We start from the raw sequence: 15,271 nt of genomic DNA, 5'->3' as shown, positions 1-15,271 counted from the left end.
ACCCTCCCCCGCCCCCCGTGCTTCTTCCACGCGCCGGTTCCGTCCACTCACGGCCGGTGTGGTTCTCAGCCTCTTCGCCGCGCTGCTTCCCGCCGGGGCGGCCACGGCCGCCGCGACCACCGCTGACGTGACCGACGGCCTGCTGCTGCGCTACGACCTGAAGCAGACGACCGGCAGCACGGTCACCGACACCTCCGGCCGCGGCAACAACGGCACCCTGGTCGGCGGCGGGACCTGGACCGGTGGCGGCCTGCAACTCGACGGGGTCGACGACCATGTCAAGCTGCCGAACAACCTGATGGCCGGGCTCGCCTCCATCACGGTCGCGGTCGACGTCTACGTCGACCCGACCCAGCAGACCCCGTACTTCATTTGGGGCCTGGGCAACTCCGCCACCTCCAGCGCCGGCACCGGCTACCTGTTCACCAGCGGCGACGCCTTCCGGGCCGGCATCACCACGACCAACTGGTCCGGTGAGAAGGTGACCAGCAAGGGCGCCAACCTCGCCCGCGGGGTCTGGAAGTCGATCACCTACACGCAGACGGGCAGCACCGGCACCCTCTACGAGGACGGCGTGCAGGTCGGCCGGAACACCGCCGTCACCGTGGCGCCCAGCGCCGTCGGCAACGGCACCACGACCAACAACAACCTCGGGAAGTCCAACTACGCGGCCGACCGCCTCTTCAAGGGCCGGCTGGCGAACTTCCGGGTCTACGACCGGGCGCTCAACGCCGAGGAGGTGGCCGCGATCGCGCTGCCCGACGCCACCCGCGTCGACAGTGATGTCGCCGCGCTGGACCTCGGTGACCTCACGGCGGTGACCGGCAACCTGACCCTGCCGACCACCGGCACGTACGGCTCCACGATCGCCTGGTCCTCCAGCGCCCCGGACACGATAAGCCCGACCGGGGTGGTGAACCGGCCCGCCCCGGCCGCCGGGCCGGCGACAGTGACCCTGACCGCCACCCTCACCCGGGGCGGCTCCACCGGCACGAAGACGTTCACCGCCACGGTGTTGCCCAACGAGTCGGACCAGACCCGTGCCGACGCGGCCGCCGCCGCGCTGACCCTGGTGCACGCCGACGACGTGCGCGGCAACCTGACCATGCCCACCACCGGGCTGCACGGTGCCACCGTCAGCTGGCGCTCCGCGAACCCCGAGGTCGTCGCCCCGGGCGGGGTGGTCAAGCGTCCCGCCCACGGCGCGGGCGACGTGACGGTCACGGTCACCGCCACCGTGACCGTCGGCGCGGCGACCGCCGAGCGGGCCATCGAGCTGACCGTCCGCGAGCTGCCCGCTCCCGCCCCCTACGCGGGTTACGCGTTCAGCTACTTCACCGGCAACTCCATCGCCGGCGAGAAGATCTACTTCGCGGCCAGCCGGGGCAACAACGCCCTGCAGTGGACGGAACTCAACGGTGGCCAGCCGAAGCTGGAGTCGAAGTACGGCACCCTGGGCCTGCGCGACCCGTTCCTGATCCGCAGTCCGGAGGGTGACCGGTTCTTCCTCATCGCCACCGACCTGTCCATCGGCCGCAACGGCGACTGGGACGTCGCGCAACGCCAGGGCAGCCGGTACCTGGAGGTCTGGGAGTCCACCGACCTGGTCAACTGGTCGGAGCAGCGGCACGTGCTGATCTCGCCGCCCACCGCCGGCAACACCTGGGCGCCGGAGGCGTACTGGGACGAGGCCCGTGGCGAGTACCTGGTCTTCTGGGCGTCCAAGCTGTACGCCGAGAACGACCCGAACCACACCGGCAACACGTACAACCGGATGCTCGCCGCGACCACCCGCGACTTCGTCACCTTCAGCCCCGCGACGATCTGGCAGGACCGGGGCGAGTCGCGCATCGACTCCACCGTCATCCGCGAGGGCGACACCTACTACCGGTTCACCAAGGACGAGGGCGGCGGCGGCACCGGCTGCTCCGACATCATCCAGGAGAAGTCGGCCTCGCTGACCGCCGTGGACCTGCCCGGCAACCCGGCCTGGTCGATGCTCGACTCGTGCATCGGCCGTGACGCCGGCACCTCGGCCGTCGAGGGCCCGACGGTGTTCAAGGCCAACCCGGGCGACACCTCGGGCTCGCAGTACTACCTCTTCGTCGACGAGTACGGCGGCCGCGGCTACATCCCGCTGGGCACCAACGACCTGGAGAACCCGGACTGGAAGGTGCCGGCGAGCTACCGGCTGCCCGCCAGCCCGCGCCACGGCACGGTCATCCCGGTCACCAAGAAGGAACTCGACGCCCTCAACGACGCGCCCCCGCCGGTGCGCGCCAACCCGAAGGGCGTCGTGGCCCACTACGCGCTCGACCAGGCCACCGGCACCACCGTCGCCGACGACTCGGGTAACGGCTACGACGCGAAGCTGGCCGGCGACGCCAGCTGGAGCGGCGGCAGCCTCGCCCTCGGCGGCACCAACGGTCACGTCGACCTGCCCGACAACATCATGGCCGGGCTCGACGAGATCACCGTGTCGATGGACGTCAACATCGCCACCGACCAGGCCACCCCGTACTTCATCTGGGGTTTGGGCAACACCGACTCCGGCGGTATCGGCAACGGCTACCTCTTCACCACCGGCAACAACTACCGGACCTCCATCAGTCTGGGGAACTGGACCGGCGAGCAGACCGTCACCGGTGGCAGCGCCGTGCCCCGGGGGGTGTGGAAGACGCTCACCTACACCCTGAACGCGGCCGGCACCGCCCGGATCTACCTGGACGGGGTGCGGGTCGCCGAGAAGACCGGACTGACCAACAAGCCCGGGGACATCGGCGCCGGCCGGACCACGGCCAACTACATCGGTCGTTCCCAGTACACCGCCGACCGGTACCTCAAGGGCCGGGTGCGGGACTTCTCAATCTACAACCGGGCGCTCACCGACGCCGAGGTCGCCGGACTCGGGGCCAACGGCACCAGCGTGGTGGCCGTCGAACTCGACAGCCTCAAGGTCCCCGCGATCATCGACGCCGCGACGAGCACCATCACCCTGCCGGTCAAGCCGGGCACCGACCTGAGGACGCTGAACCCGACCTACGTGGTGGCCCCCACCTCGACGGTCAGCCCCGCCGGGGCACGGGACTACTCGTCGCCGGTGACGCTCACCGTCACCAGCGGCTCCGGGGACACCCGCGAGTGGACCGTCAAGACGGTGCAGATGCGCTCGCCGGTCCTGCCCGGGTTCAACGCCGACCCGAACATCGTCCGGTTCGGTGAGACCTACTACATCTACGCCACCACCGACGGTTTCCCCGGCTGGAGTGGCACGAAGTTCAAGGTCTGGTCCAGCCGCAACCTGGTCGACTGGACCGAGCACGACACGATCCTCGACCTCGGGCCGGACATCTCCTGGGCGGACACCAACGCCTGGGCGCCCGCCGCCATCGAGAAGAACGGGAAGTACTACTTCTACTTCTCCGCCCAACAGAACATCGGCGTCGCCGTCGCCGACTCGCCGCTCGGGCCGTTCGTCGACCCGCTCGGCAAGCCGCTGGTCAGCAAGGCCGACTACAACGGCGCACAGCAGATCGACCCGGCCGTCTTCACCGACGACGACGGCAAGAGCTACCTGTACTGGGGCAACGGCACCCCGTACGTGGTGCCGCTCAACGACGACATGATCTCGTACGACGTCAGCAAGCGGGTGCAGTTGACCGGGCTGACGGGCTTCCGGGAGGGGCTGTTCATGCACAAGCGTGACGGCGCCTACTACCTGTCCTGGTCGATCGACGACACGCGCAGCGAGAACTATCGGGTCGGCTACGGCATCGGGACCAGCCCGCTGGGCCCGTTCACCAGCAAGGGCGAGATCCTCACCAAGGACCCCGCCCAGGGCATCCTCGGCACCGGTCACCACTCGGTGCTCCAGGTGCCGGGCACCGACGACTGGTACATCGTCTACCACCGGTTCGCGATCCCCGGTGGCGACGGAACGCACCGGGAGACCACCATCGACCGGATGTACTTCAACGCCGACGGCACGATCAAGAAGGTCGTCCCGACGCTGTCCAGCATCGAGCCGCTGAGCTACGACGGCGGACAGCCGAAGGCCACCGTCTCCGCGGCCGGCGCCGACGGCTGGTACGGCAAGGGAGCGGCCTTGACGCTCGCCGCCGGTCCGAAGGTCCGGCTGACCGAGTACCAGATCGACGGGGGTGGCTGGTTCCCGTACCGGGAGCCGGTCGCGTTGACCGGCGGGCAGCACCGGATCGAGTACCGGGCGCAGGGCACCAACCTGTTCTGGAGTGAGGTCTGGTCGCTGGAGGTCAAGGTGGACGCCACCGCGCCGACGGCGGAGGCGGCGGTGCGGGACCGGAAGCTGAGCGTCACCGGTCAGGACGCCGAGTCCGGCGTGGCCCGGGTCGAGTACTCGCTCGACGGTGGCGCGTGGACCACCTGGACGGCCCCGGTCTTGCTGGACGGCAAGGCGCACACCGTGCGCTACCGCGCGGTGGACGTGGCGGGCAACACCGGCGCCGAGGGGGTCCTTGAGGTGCTGGCGCTGGCGCCGACCGCGAGGGTGCTGCCGACCGTGGGGGGTTCCGCCCGGGTCGGGCAGCCGCTCCAGGCCACGACGGGTGTGTGGGACCTGCCCGGTCTCACCTACTCCTACCAGTGGCTGCGGGACGGGGTGCCGATCGCCGGAGCCACCGCCGCGCGGTACACGCCCACCACCGCGGACCTCGGGCGGCGGCTGTCCGTGCGGGTGACCGCGAGCCGGCCGGGCCACGAGCCGGGCACCGCCGACTCGGCGCGGACCCGAGCGGTCTACAGCACCGCCTCCGGCCGCTGACGGCAGGGGCGTACGCGACTCGCCCGGCCGGGGATATCTCCCCGGCCGGGCGAGGCCGTTCTCACCCGGCGGTCAGCACCGGCGGATCGTCGAGTTGTTCAGCGTGATGTTGCTGATGGTCAGGTTGTCCGCGCACGGGTTCTCCACGATCCGGTTGTTCACCAGGGTGAAGTTGCGCAGCGCGATGTCGCGGTTGCCGGGGAACGAGGTGCGTTCGGCGAGCCGCACCTCACCGCCACCGCTGATCGTGCCGCCACCCGTCGCGATGGTCACGCCGTAGCAGTTCTCGATCAGGACGGCGTTGTTGCCGGTGTTGGCGATGTCGACCCGGTCGACGGTGGCGCCGCCGGACTCGGAGACGCAGAAGATCCCGCGACCGCCACCGCGGGCCCGGACGGTGCCGACCCGGATGTTGGTCGGGTAGCTGGAGCCGACCCGGCCGTTGCGGTTGGCCATCCGGAAGGCCGCGTAGCCGGTGCCGGTGCCGGCGTTCTCCGCGTCCACGGTGCCAACCGTCGCGTTGATGGTCTGGTTGAGCAGCAGACCGGACTCGCCCACGTTGCGGACCGTGACGGTGCCGATGGTGAGGCCGTCCACGCCGTACGTCTCGACGGCGTGCGAGCGGGCTCCCGAGACGTACACGTTGTCGATGCGGACGTTGCGGGTCCACTGACTGGTGTTGCCCCGGTTGTCGATGCGGACGCCCAACCCGCCGGAGAGCCGCATGTCGATCTGTCCGAGGACGACGCCGGTGACGTTGCGCAGGAAGATGCCGTACAGCGGGGAGCCGGTGAGGTTGAGGTAACCGACCTCGATCTGGGTGGTGCCCCGGGAGTAGATCGGTGCCTGGTCGCCGGAGCCGCTGCCGGTCACGTTGATCGTGCCGCAGACGTCGATGGCGGTGTAGCTGGGCAGGGAGATGCGCGAACCGGCGCTGACCGAGCCGGAGCCCCGGACCACCACCCGCTGCTTGCTGGTGCGGCCGGCGGTGAGGCTGTTCACCGCGGCCTGGACGGCGGCACGCATGTCGGTGCCGGTGTAGACCGTACGGGTGCCGTTGCGGGCGGTCCAGGTGCTGCCGCTGAGGGTGGCGTCGGCCTGGTAGGTGCCGCTGCCGCAGGCGGCTGCGGCCACCTGCCCGGCCCGGCTCGCCGCGGCCGCCGCGCCGACGGACGCCGCGGCGGCCGCCGCGCCGCCGAGGGAGGGAGCCGCGGCGGCGGCCGGGGCGGCCACTGCCGCCTCGGTGCCGGCCAGGGCCAGTGCGGCGACCGCCGCAAGGCCCAGGCGCCAGCGGCGTGGCCGCCGGTACGTGGTCGAGTGCCTCATCGGGAACTCCTCGCGAGGTGTGGTGATGGAAGCGCCGGAATGCGGGACGGCAAGCGCTTTCCCGTTACCGGGAATGTAGTGATAGGCGTCGATGAAGTCAATTCGGACAGTGGCCGTCTGACCGGCCGTGACGCGGCGGTGACATGCCGATACGCCGGTGTCGCGGCACGCCGCCGTGTCTCGTCGTGGGACCACCGTCCGCCCACCGCGCCGCGACCCCACTGGCGGGGCGACCCGATCGTCGCCATCATGGTCCAAACGACGGCCGGAGGAGGCGACGGATGACCGTACGGGTGCCGCGCGAAGGGCGAGTGCTCTTCATCGGGGACAGCATCACCGACGCGGATCGGGACCGCGCCGACGGAGCCGACATGGGCCGCGGGTACGCGATGATGGCGGCGGCCTGGTTCACCGCCGCGCACCCGGCGCACCGGGTCACCTTCCTCAACCGGGGGATCGGCGGGGACCGGGTGCGCGACCTGCGCGCCCGCTGGGAGGACGACTGCCTGGCGCTCGCCCCGCAGGTGGTGTCGGTGCTGATCGGCATCAACGACACCTGGCGGCGGTACGACAGCGACGACCCGACCGGCGTCGAGGAGTTCGAACGAGACTACCGGCACGTGCTGGGCACGACGCGGGAGCGGCTCGACGCGGCACTGGTCCTGATGGAACCGTTCGTCATCCCGCTCGACGACCGGCAGCGGGCCTGGCGGGAGGACCTCGACCCGAAGGTCGCCGTGGTACGCCGCCTCGCCGCCGAGTTCGACGCGACGCTGGTCGCGGTCGACGCGGCCTTCGCCGCCGCCGACACCGACGACCGGGTCTGGACCGACGACGGGGTGCACCTGACCCCGTCCGGGCACGCGCTGCTGGCCCAGCACTGGCTGCGGGCGGTCGTGCCCGACGCCACGCCGCCCGCCCACCCGGCCCCGGCGGCCACCGCCGGGCTGGCGGTCTGACCGGGCCGGCGGTCCCGGGCGAAGCCGTTGCGCCCGCGCGGGCGGCCCCCGATCCCGGCACCTCGCAAGCGGGGGGCGGCAGTGACCCCCCGGTCGCTGCCGCCCCCCGCGTACGGCCCGGACCGCCTCAGGCCAGGCGGATGGCGTCGCCGTCGACGACCACCCTGGCCTCCGCCAGCGGCGCGTTGGCCGGCCCACCCTTGACCGAGCCGTCGCTGATGTCGAACTGGCTGTTGTGGCAGCCACAGACGATCCGGCCGCCCTTGACCGAGGTGACCGTGCAGCCCTGGTGGGTGCAGGTCGCCGAGAACGCCTTCACGGTGCCGGCCTGCGGCTGGGTCACCACGACCTTCTGCGCGGCGAAGATCTTCCCGCCGCCGACCGGGATCTCCGCCAGCGTCGCCAGCGCCCCCGCCGCCGTACCGGCCGGACCGTCCGTCGCCGGGGCCGCCGGTGGCACGTCCGCGCTGCCGATCGGCTGGTTCTGCACCGGTTGCGGCTGTCCGTAGGTCTGGCAGCCGGTCAGCAGGGCGCCCACCCCGGCCGCCCCCGCGCAGGCCAGCACCGCCCGCCGGGACCGGCAACCCGCACCCTGGTCGTCACTCATCCGTGTACCTTTCCTCTCCTCAGACACCCACGCCGAACGTGGCGAAGTACCACAGCGACGAGGTCAACCAGACTCCGACCAGGACGGTGAAGACCACGCCGCCGACCACCGGCAGCACCCAACCGGCCAGTCCCCGCTTCGGTAGGGCGAGCATCTTGGTGGTGAACGCGCCGAAGAACAGACAGCCGAGCAGCGAGTGGACCAGCGCCCGCGGGGCGGTGTCGACGAAGCCGAGCGCGTAGAGACAGTGCACCGCGACCGGCACGGTCAGCAGGAACGCGATCCGCCCCGACCACCGGTGCAGCGGGCCCGCCCAGGACGGCGAGGAGTCACCGAACCGGCCCCACATGGCCATCGCGGAGAACAGTTGGACCACGGCGAACACCGCGGCGCCGGTGCCCAGCCAGACCTTCACCGTCAACGGGCTGGAGAACCCGGCCACGTTGACCGCGATCCCGGTCGGGGTGTGGTACCGACCGTACGCGCCCATCGCGACCGTGACGGCGGCGCCGACGAGTAGCGGGACGAACAGGGACCCCTGCCGGGCCCCGCCCGGGACGGGTGGGGGCAGGTCGGGTGCCGCCAGCCCCGCGTCGAGCGGGTTGCCCAGCACCCGGACGTCCACCGTCTCCCCACCCGGCCGGGCGTCCGCGATGGTCCTGCGACGGCCGGTCATCACTCACCGGCACCCGGATCGGTCGACACCGGCTCCGCCCGGACCGTCAGCCCGTCGATGATGGTAGTGCCGAAGGCCGGGTCGAGCGGCGGCGCCGGCACGGGCGTGCCGTCGCGGGTGAGCACGCCGATCTGACCACCGTCGGGCAGCATGATCCACCCACCGTCCACCCCGGCCCGGCGCTGCGCGGCGGTGGCCCGGAACAGCACCGGTCGGGCGCTGGTGTCCACCGTGGCGGTGAACGACCAGCGCTTGCCGCCCACGACCACCTCGCCGGCGGCCGTTCGGCCGTCGATCGTGCCGGTGAGCGTCGCGTCCTTCTTCCCGGTCAGGGACAGCCGGCCGTCCGCCGCGGTGCCGCGCAGCCAGATCTCCAGCTTCTTGCCGTCGCAGACGTACGCCGCCGCCTCGCCGCCGCTGGCGGTGATCGCGATGGTGGCGCGGCCCGCGTCGAGCCGGCCGGTCCAGTTGGTGGTGACCCTCTTCGCCTCCACCTTCTCCCCGGCCCGCGGCGAGGGTGGCGAGGTCGTCGGTGTCCCTTGCTGGCCGCGCTGCTCGGAGGGCTGGGCGGGCACGGACTGCTCGCCCGGCGTCGCCTCCGGCGCGGCCTCGGCCGTGGCGGCGGGTGCGGCCTCCGGCTGCGGGTCGGCCGTACTCGGCGCCGCCTGGGCGCTCATGGCGAACAGCACGGCCGCCATCCCGGTCCCGGTCAACAGGGTCAGCAACGGGGTGATGCGCTTCATCAGCAGCTCCCTTCACCCGTACGTACGGTGACGGAGCCCCGGTCGTTCAATTCCGCGCCAGATCCACCGCCCGGAGGTCGGCGGCCTACCCGGGGGCGCGGGTGCTGTGCCGGACGACCAGCGGGGTGGCCAGCTCGATGCGTCGGCTGTCGAGTTCCTCGCCGTTCATCAGGGTGAGCAGCATCCGGGTGGCCATGGCGGACATCTCGGTCAGCGGCTGCCGCACGGTGGTCAGTGGCGGGATGGCCCACCGCGCGCCGTCGACGTCGTCGAAGCCGACGACACTCATGTCGTTCGGCACCCGGACGCCGCGCTCGTACAGGGCCTCGTACGCGCCCCAGGCCGTCTCGTCGGAGCAGGCGAAGATGGCGGTGGGGGGCGTGGGCAGGTCGAGCAGGGCGTGGGTCTCCCGGTACCCGGACGGTGCGGTGAAGTCGCCGGTGCGCACGTACCCGGCGGGGATGCGCTGCTCGGCGGCGTTCATCGCGGCCCGGTAGCCGTCCACCCGGGCGCGGCTGCACGGCACGTCCGCCGGGCCGCCGATGACCGCGATCCGGCGGTGCCCGAGGCCGACCAGATGTTCGGTGGCGGCGAGACCGCCGGACCAGTTGGTGGCGCCGACGGACGGGATGTCGGGGGTGGGTTGCCCGGCCGGGTCGATCACCACCACCGGTATGCCGAGTTCGGCGAGCTGGCTTCGCTGGCTGCCGGACAGGTCCGACAGGACCAGCAGCACCCCGTCGCAGCGGCGGGCCGAGAGCTGCTCGATCCACCGCCGGTCGGGGCGGCTGCGGTGCCGTCCGTGGGCGGCCGAGACGACCACCCCGAAGCCGGCCCGGTGGGCGTGCTCCTCGACCCCCTCGATGATCTGCATGGCCCAGGGACTGCCCAGGTCGCGCAGCACCAGGTCGATCAGGCCGGCCCGGCCGACGGGGCGGCCGGGCCGGCCGGCGTAGCCGCGTTCGTCGAGCAGCGCCTGCACCCGCTGCCGGGTGGTGGGTGCGACGTCGGGCCGGCCGTTGACGACCTTGGAGACGGTGGGCACCGACACGCCGGCGTCTCGGGCGATCTGCGCCAGCGTGGCCCGTTGGTTGTCCATACCCGCTCCCGATGTCGCCCGGCCAGGTCGGCAGCATACCCCGAAAGTTTCGACGGTCGTCGGTGGCCGCGCCCCTGTCGGCCGAGTCGCCAGGCCCGCGTCGTCCGGTCGGGCGGGGCGTTGGTGTGGGGCGGCGGCACGGGTGACACCCGAAACGTGGCCGAAACTTTCGGCTCCGGCCGTCGTCGCCGGCGGGGACTCAGCGGACCGGCACGACGGTGGTGACGGTGGCCTGGTCGATGTCGCTGGTCCGCACCGTGAACCGCAGCGTCCACCGGCCGGGCACCGGGAACCGGATCTCCGCGCTGCCGTGGTTCGGCTCCGGGGTCTCCACCCGTACCGGAACCGGCTCGATGCCGGCGGCCGGCAGCGCCAGGCTGACCGTCCACTCGGCGACCGGTAGCGCCACCCCCTGCGGGGTGTACACGTAGGCGTGCAACGAGTTCGGCGCCCCCACCTTCACCGGGTAGATGTCGAACTGGAGGCTGTACAGCTCGCAGGTCAGGGTCTGGGCGACGCCCTCGCGGGCGACCCGGGCGGCCTCGGTGCCGGCGGTGCGGCCCGGCGGCGTCTGCACGAGAACGGCGGTCAGCGCCAGCACCACGGCGGTGGCGGCCACCTCGACGGCGGCGGCCACCGCGACCCGGCCCCGACGGCCCGCCGCCACCTTCCGGCGCACCATCCGGCGCTGCCCGGCGGCGACCGCGAGCACGGCGGCCAGCAGTCCCGCCTTGCCGAGCAGCAGCCGTCCGTAGGTGGTGCCGACCAGGGCTTCGGGCCGGCCCAGCTCGATCGCGGCCTGCCCGACGCCGGTGGCGACCAGCCAACCCACGGCGAGGGTCGCCCACCGGGACCAGGCCGGCAGGATCCGCGCCAGCACCCGCTCGTGGGTGCCGCGCAGCAGGAACACCAGCACGCCGAACAGACCTCCCACCCAGACGCTCATGGCGGCGAGGTGAACGACGGCGGCGGTGATGCTGACCGGCGGCAGCGGCGAGGCCACCGGGTGGCCCGCCAGCGGCCAGGTCGCCAGCCCGGCCACCGCGACCAGCACGAGGGACGCCGCCCGCCACCGTCCGGCCCGTCCGGACAGCACGGCGGGCAGCAATCCCGCGGCGACACCGGCCAGCGCCACCCGCGCGGCGAGCACCGGGCCGACGTCGCTGTCGGCGACCGCCTCCAGGTCACCGGGGGTGAGCGCGTCGACCGGCGCGCCGACCATGTCCGCGGCCTGGCCGACCCAGGTGGCGGCGGTTGCCGCGACCACCAGGCACAGTCCGGCGTACGCGGTGACGGCCGCCGGTCGGCGGGGGCGACGGCGGGGCCACAGGCCGGCGGCGAGCAGCGTCGGGCCGACGGCCAGCACGAGCCCCAGGTAGCCCACGTACTTGGCGGCGGGCACCAGCGCGCCGGCCGGTCGCCGATCGGTCCCGTCGTCCGCCCGGGGCGGGCTCGCCGAGGGCGCCCCGGCGGAGTAGGTGAAGCTGCCGGCGACCGGGTGACTGTCGGCGGAGATCACCCGGTAGCTCACCAGGTACGTGCCGAGTGGGCGGTCCGGCACCCGGACCGGAATCCGCATGGTCGCCCCCCGGACCACCGGCTCGCCGGTGTGCACCTTCTTCCCGTCGGGGCCGAGCACCTGCACCCGGCCGGCAACGGGCGCGATCGGCTCGCTGAAGGTGACCACCACCTCCGACGGTGGGGCGCTGATCACCGCGTCCCGCGCCGGGGCGGTGGCGACCAGCACGGCATGGGCGGACGCCGGGGCAGGCGGGGCCAGCGGGACGCAGAGCAGGGCCAGGAGCAGCCCCAGGGCGGCTGATCGGGTACGCACGCAGACTGGTTCGGACGCGGCGGCCGGAAGGTTCAACGCGGCGACCAATTCACCACCGTGGCGGGCACGCCGGTCGGCGTCGGGTCTGCCCGGTCGCGCGGCCCGTCCGCGTGTCGGAGACCGGCCACTCTTGTCATCCGGATGACAAAACCGGGGGCGGATCTTGTCCTTCGGTGCCGATGACTCTGGCGGCGGAGTGCGTACCGTCTGGCAGATGGATACCGACGTCATCGTGATCGGTGCCGGGCTGGCCGGCCTGGTCGCCGCCGCCGAGGCCGCCGACGCCGGCCGCCGGGTGCTGCTGCTGGACCAGGAACCGGAGCAGAACCTCGGCGGGCAGGCGCACTGGTCCTTCGGCGGGCTCTTCTTCGTCGACTCACCCGAGCAGCGGAGGATGGGCATCCGCGACTCGGTCGAGCTGGCCTGGCAGGACTGGACCGGCAGCGCCGCCTTCGACCGGCCGGAGGACCACTGGCCGCGCTTGTGGGCCGAGGCGTACGTGCACTTCGCCGCCGGCGAGAAGCGGGCCTGGTTGCGGGGGATGGGCCACCGGCTCTTCCCGGTGGTCAGCTGGGCCGAGCGGGGCGGGGCGGCGGCGGACGGGCACGGCAACTCGGTGCCCCGGTTCCACATCACCTGGGGCACCGGCCCCGGCGTGGTCGAACCGTTCGCCCGCCGGGTCCGCCAGGCCGAGGCCGAGGGGCGGATTCGGCTGCTGTTCCGGCACCGGGTCGACGAACTGGTCACCACCGGCGGTGCGGTCACCGGCGTGCGGGGGACCGTTCTGGAACCCGACGACGCTGCGCGGGGGCGCAGCACCTCCCGGGTGCCGGTCGGCGACTTCGGGTACGACGCGCAGGCCGTGATCATCACCTCCGGTGGGATCGGCGGCAACCACGACCTGGTGCGCCGGGCCTGGCCGGCGCGGCTGGGGGTCCCACCGGCCCGGATGGTCGCCGGCGTGCCGGCGCACGTCGACGGCCGCATGCTCGCCATCACCGAGGCGGCCGGCGGGCAGGTCATCAACCCGGACCGGATGTGGCACTACACCGAGGGGCTGCGCAACTGGGACCCGATCTGGCCCCAGCACGGCATCCGGATCCTGCCGGGCCCGTCGTCGCTCTGGCTCGACGCCGCCGGACGCCGGTTGCCGGCTCCGCTCTTCCCCGGCTTCGACACCCTCGACACCCTGCGCCACCTGCGCAGCACCGGGTACGACTACAGCTGGTTCCTGCTCACCCAGAAGATCATCGAGAAGGAGTTCGCGCTGTCGGGCTCCGAGCAGAACCCCGACCTGACCAACCGCAGCGTCCGGCAGGTCCTGCGACGGGTCCGCCCCGGCGCGCCTGGGCCGGTGGCGGCGTTCATGCGCGCCGGGGCGGACTTCGTCGTCGCCGACACCCTGCCGGACCTGGTCGACGGGATGAACAAGCTGGCCGCCGAGGCAGGCGGGCCGCAGCTCGACGGGGCCGAGCTGCGCCGGCTCGTCGAGGCCCGCGACCGCGAGATCGCCCACCCGTTCGGCAAGGACGCCCAGCTGCACGCCATCCGGGACGCCCGCCGTTACCGGGGCGACCGGCTCGTCCGGGTCGCCACCCCGCACCGGGTGCTCGACCCGGCGTCCGGCCCGCTGATCGCCGTCCAACTGCACGTGCTGACCCGCAAGACTCTGGGCGGGCTGCACACCGACCTGTCCGGCCGGGTGCTGCGACCCGACGGCGAGCCGCTGGGCGGGGTGTACGCCGCCGGCGAGGTCGCGGGTTTCGGCGGCGGCGGCATGCACGGTTACCGCGCACTGGAGGGCACCTTCCTCGGTGGCTGCCTCTTCTCCGGTCGTACCGCGGGACGGGCCGCGGCGGCGGCCCTCGGCTGACAGCGCCACCCGGCGCCCCGTCCCTGAGCGGGAGGGGCGCCGGGTGGCGCGGCTCAGCCGGTGGGGAAGGTGTCCGGGGTGCGGATTCGGTTGCGCATGACGGCGCCCGACTCGGTGAGCATCCCGGTGCCGGTGTACGTGCCTCCGTGGCAGGTGCCCGGCTTGAAGGCGGCGCTGCCCTCGTCGCCGGCGTTCACCGGGTTGTTGAACACCTCGGTGGCGTTGCCGCCCTCCGAGACGGCAAAGAGCGGTGGTGCGGGCATCTCCAAGGCGTTTGTCCAGATTCACGTATTACATCCATCGTCCGTTCGGTTGATTGGTGCGGCCGTTTGGTTTAGTGTGACTGGCACGACCGGTGCTGAAGGGCACCCGATCTTCGTAGGACGGGAAGGGCAGCATGACCACGACGACGATCGCGCCGACGACGAGCACCGACACGCCCCGTTCGGCGGTGAGCGGTGAGGAGTCTCTCGCCAGCGAGCTGATCGCGGCCCTGTGCGCGCTTCCCGAGGCGCACCCGGACCGGCGGGCGCTGCGCGACCGGGTCATCGAGGCCTGGCTGCCACTGGCCAACCACCTCGCCGCCCGCTACAGCGGCCGAGGCGAGCCCCACGGCGACCTCGCCCAGACGGCGGCTCTCGGTCTGATCAAGGCGGTGGACCGGTTCGACGCCTCCCGTGGTGTCGACTTCGCCGGCTTCGCCATCCCGACCATCCTCGGCGAGATCAAGCGGCACTTCCGTGACCGCACGTGGAACATCCGGGTGCCGCGCCGGTTGCAGGAACTGCGGCTGCGCATCACCGAGGCCAACGGCACCCTCACCCAGACGTTGAACCGGGCCCCCACGGTCGCCGACATCGCCGCCCACCTGGAGATCACCGAGGAAGAGGTCCTGGAGGGCCTGGAGGGCGCCCGGGCGTACAACGCCGTCTCGCTGTCCACCCCCATCGGTGACGGCGACAGCGCCACGGAACTCGGCGACACCCTCGGCGCCGAGGACAACGAGTTCGAGCTGGCCGAGCTGCGGGTCGCCCTCGGTCCGGCACTGGCCACCCTCGACGAGCGCGAGCAGAAGATCCTCACCCTGCGCTTCTACGGCAACCTGACCCAGAGCGAGATCGCCAAGCAGGTCGGCGTCTCCCAGATGCACGTCTCCCGGCTGCTGGCCCGCGCACTGACGAAGCTGCGCGGTCAGCTCGCCGAAGCGCACTGACCCGCCGGGTGCCCGGCCGGCACCCGCGTACCGCACGCCCGCACCCGTCGTCGAGAAACCGGCGACCGTGCGGGCGTTCGGGTTCCCGACAATCACCGGCGGACGGCGTCGCCGCGCCCGCCCCCCGACGCGCGGCTCGGCCT

Annotated in this window: 11 protein-coding genes; 4 read left to right on the top strand and 7 right to left on the bottom strand. The window is 72.7% G+C overall.

What is annotated here, in order from left to right; genetic code table 11:
• The first annotated feature begins 58 nt into the window (after window positions 1–58).
• Window positions 59–4,798 carry a family 43 glycosylhydrolase gene (locus tag E1165_RS15715; protein WP_132392120.1) on the top strand — a complete coding sequence of 1,580 codons (4,740 nt, stop codon included), beginning with the start codon at window positions 59–61 and terminating at the stop codon, window positions 4,796–4,798.
• A gap of 72 nt (window positions 4,799–4,870) precedes the next feature.
• On the opposite strand, the gene E1165_RS15710 is transcribed toward E1165_RS15715, so the two are convergent.
• Window positions 4,871–6,124 (bottom strand): hypothetical protein, encoded by a 1,254-nt coding sequence (locus E1165_RS15710; RefSeq protein ID WP_132392118.1) that lies wholly within the window; start codon window positions 6,122–6,124, stop codon window positions 4,871–4,873.
• Between the two features lie 281 nt (window positions 6,125–6,405).
• On the opposite strand from E1165_RS15710, the gene E1165_RS15705 reads away from it, so the two are divergent.
• The gene (locus E1165_RS15705) at window positions 6,406–7,083 is read left to right on the top strand and encodes an SGNH/GDSL hydrolase family protein (RefSeq protein WP_132392116.1); all 678 of its coding nucleotides are present in this window, start codon (window positions 6,406–6,408) and stop codon (window positions 7,081–7,083) included.
• Between the two features lie 127 nt (window positions 7,084–7,210).
• Here the strand turns inward: E1165_RS15705 and E1165_RS15700 are convergent, their stop codons facing one another.
• The 5 genes from E1165_RS15700 to E1165_RS15680 form a co-directional block, all read right to left on the bottom strand.
• Window positions 7,211–7,690 (bottom strand): Rieske (2Fe-2S) protein, encoded by a 480-nt coding sequence (locus E1165_RS15700; protein WP_132392114.1) that lies wholly within the window; start codon window positions 7,688–7,690, stop codon window positions 7,211–7,213.
• A gap of 19 nt (window positions 7,691–7,709) precedes the next feature.
• The gene (locus tag E1165_RS15695) at window positions 7,710–8,366 is read right to left on the bottom strand and encodes a DUF6529 family protein (RefSeq protein WP_371687349.1); all 657 of its coding nucleotides are present in this window, start codon (window positions 8,364–8,366) and stop codon (window positions 7,710–7,712) included.
• Window positions 8,366–9,109 (bottom strand): hypothetical protein, encoded by a 744-nt coding sequence (locus E1165_RS15690; RefSeq protein WP_132392112.1) that lies wholly within the window; start codon window positions 9,107–9,109, stop codon window positions 8,366–8,368. The genes E1165_RS15695 and E1165_RS15690 overlap by 1 nt, the downstream gene beginning before the upstream one ends.
• Before the next feature lie 85 nt (window positions 9,110–9,194).
• Window positions 9,195–10,208, bottom strand: a complete 1,014-nt coding sequence (locus E1165_RS15685) for a LacI family DNA-binding transcriptional regulator (protein ID WP_132392110.1) — start codon at window positions 10,206–10,208, stop codon at window positions 9,195–9,197.
• Window positions 10,209–10,407: 199 nt separating this feature from the next.
• Window positions 10,408–12,042, bottom strand: coding sequence for a copper resistance protein CopC (locus E1165_RS15680; protein ID WP_243704797.1), 1,635 nt, complete (start codon window positions 12,040–12,042; stop codon window positions 10,408–10,410).
• 214 nt (window positions 12,043–12,256) lie between these two features.
• Here E1165_RS15680 and E1165_RS15675 point away from each other — a divergent pair, with 214 nt between their 5' ends.
• Window positions 12,257–13,915, top strand: a complete 1,659-nt coding sequence (locus E1165_RS15675; RefSeq protein ID WP_132392106.1) for an FAD-binding dehydrogenase — start codon at window positions 12,257–12,259, stop codon at window positions 13,913–13,915.
• Window positions 13,916–13,968: 53 nt separating this feature from the next.
• Here the strand turns inward: E1165_RS15675 and E1165_RS15670 are convergent, their stop codons facing one another.
• The gene (locus E1165_RS15670; protein WP_132392104.1) at window positions 13,969–14,178 is read right to left on the bottom strand and encodes a hypothetical protein; all 210 of its coding nucleotides are present in this window, start codon (window positions 14,176–14,178) and stop codon (window positions 13,969–13,971) included.
• A gap of 134 nt (window positions 14,179–14,312) precedes the next feature.
• Between E1165_RS15670 and E1165_RS15665 the strand changes: the two genes are divergently transcribed.
• Entirely contained in the window at window positions 14,313–15,128 is an 816-nt protein-coding gene (locus tag E1165_RS15665; protein WP_132392102.1) for a SigB/SigF/SigG family RNA polymerase sigma factor, read from the top strand.
• Window positions 15,129–15,271 lie beyond the last annotated feature (143 nt).

This window comes from Micromonospora sp. KC723, assembly GCF_004348595.1.
GTDB lineage: Bacteria > Actinomycetota > Actinomycetes > Mycobacteriales > Micromonosporaceae > Micromonospora.
Note: the sequence above shows the minus strand (reverse complement) of the source record. Positions and strands in the feature narration are given on the sequence as shown.

What these genes read in the sequence shown, in the direction of transcription:
- E1165_RS15710 (WP_132392118.1), bottom strand. Translation starts at nt 6,124, where the DNA reads ATGAGGCACTCGACCACGTACCGGCGGCCACGCCGCTGGCGCCTGGGC.
- E1165_RS15705 (WP_132392116.1), top strand. Translation starts at nt 6,406, where the DNA reads ATGACCGTACGGGTGCCGCGCGAAGGGCGAGTGCTCTTCATCGGGGAC.
- E1165_RS15700 (WP_132392114.1), bottom strand. Translation starts at nt 7,690, where the DNA reads ATGAGTGACGACCAGGGTGCGGGTTGCCGGTCCCGGCGGGCGGTGCTG.
- E1165_RS15695 (WP_371687349.1), bottom strand. Translation starts at nt 8,366, where the DNA reads ATGACCGGCCGTCGCAGGACCATCGCGGACGCCCGGCCGGGTGGGGAG.
- E1165_RS15690 (WP_132392112.1), bottom strand. Translation starts at nt 9,109, where the DNA reads ATGAAGCGCATCACCCCGTTGCTGACCCTGTTGACCGGGACCGGGATG.
- E1165_RS15685 (WP_132392110.1), bottom strand. Translation starts at nt 10,208, where the DNA reads ATGGACAACCAACGGGCCACGCTGGCGCAGATCGCCCGAGACGCCGGC.
- E1165_RS15675 (WP_132392106.1), top strand. Translation starts at nt 12,257, where the DNA reads ATGGATACCGACGTCATCGTGATCGGTGCCGGGCTGGCCGGCCTGGTC.
- E1165_RS15670 (WP_132392104.1), bottom strand. Translation starts at nt 14,178, where the DNA reads ATGCCCGCACCACCGCTCTTTGCCGTCTCGGAGGGCGGCAACGCCACC.
- E1165_RS15665 (WP_132392102.1), top strand. Translation starts at nt 14,313, where the DNA reads ATGACCACGACGACGATCGCGCCGACGACGAGCACCGACACGCCCCGT.